Origin of the sequence: Sphingomonas sp. CCH5-D11, from assembly GCF_001557395.1 — a bacterium.
In the GTDB taxonomy this organism is placed as follows: domain Bacteria; phylum Pseudomonadota; class Alphaproteobacteria; order Sphingomonadales; family Sphingomonadaceae; genus Sphingomonas.
The window spans coordinates 1-716 of the sequence record NZ_LSKH01000216.1 but is presented as its reverse complement, the minus strand read 5'-3'; the positions used below and the strand labels follow the sequence as shown (position 1 = coordinate 716).

General features: G+C 65.4%; 1 protein-coding gene. It reads left to right on the top strand.

The window, feature by feature from the left end:
• Positions 1 to 529: energy transducer TonB family protein (locus AX702_RS13780; RefSeq protein WP_156455492.1), on the top strand; the 529-nt coding region annotated here is incomplete at its 5' end.
• Between the last annotated feature and the right edge of the window lie 187 nt (positions 530 to 716).

The window sequence follows — 716 nt, the reverse complement described above, 5'->3', positions numbered from 1 at the left end:
CGAGCCGGTGCGCGAGGTAAAGCCCGGCCCCGAGCAAATCGAGAAAGAACAGCAGCGTCCGCGTATCGAACCAGCCGTGGGCGCGCCGCTTACCGTAACGATGCCGACGGCGCGTCCCGTCGCGGTCGTCGATGCGCCGTCCGTCCCCGCACCCATCCCCGCGCCGCCGGTGAAGGAAACGGCCGCGCCCGAGGCAAAGCCCCTGCCCCCAGCGACGACGCCGTCCAATGCCGCGCCCACCTGGCAGGGCCGGGTGCTGGCCGCGTTGCAAAAGGTCAGGCGTTACCCGCGTGAGGCGAGTCTCCGCCGCCAGGAAGGCGTCCCGTTCATCCGGTTCGTTATGAACCGCGAGGGCAAGGTTCTCTCTGTTCGGTTGGAGCGATCGTCACGCGTCCGCTCGCTCGACGCAGAGGCGGTGAACTTGCCGAAACGAGCGCAACCGCTTCCCCGACCGCCGGAGGAAGTGAAAGGAGATACCATCGAACTTGTAGTCCCGGTGGAATTCTTCTTGGCCACCGATCAAGGGTGAACTCGCGATGTGGCCACAATCCGATGTTCAGCGCCCGCGCATCTACGCATGCTAAATCGAGGTCGTGACGTTTAACGCCGCCGGCGCGCAGGGTCGCGCGGTTTGAAGTGGTGGCGGAGGTGTCGGACCTAATGGCGTGGACTACAAACGACAACGCCGCCCAGTGGGGCGGCGTTGTCGTTTTATG